The organism is Pseudomonas sp. Pseusp97 (genome assembly GCF_047304025.1).
Lineage (GTDB): Bacteria > Pseudomonadota > Gammaproteobacteria > Pseudomonadales > Pseudomonadaceae > Pseudomonas.
On sequence record NZ_JBGLYK010000586.1, the window covers coordinates 1 to 248 of the forward strand.

Consider the following 248-nt stretch of genomic DNA (forward strand, 5'->3'; position numbering starts at 1 on the left):
GCCGTGGACTACCTGCTCAAGCCGGTGCGTGCCGAGCGCCTGGCCCGCTCCGTGGGGCGGATCAGTGAACTGCGCGACGGCGGCGCGGCACCGGAGATGATCACGGTTGACCAGGGCGGGACCACCAGGATGATCCGCCGCGACGACGTCACCTACGTCCAGGCGCAGGGGGACTACGCGCGGCTGCACACCGCCGATGCCAGCTACCTCATCCGGGTGCCGCTGGCCGACCTTGAACAGCAATGGGC

The 248-nt window shown here is 70.2% G+C and carries 1 protein-coding gene; it reads left to right on the top strand.

The window, feature by feature from the left end:
* A partial coding sequence (locus tag ACCC94_RS30425) for a LytR/AlgR family response regulator transcription factor (RefSeq protein WP_413353263.1) occupies window positions 1-248 on the top strand: 248 nt, incomplete at both ends.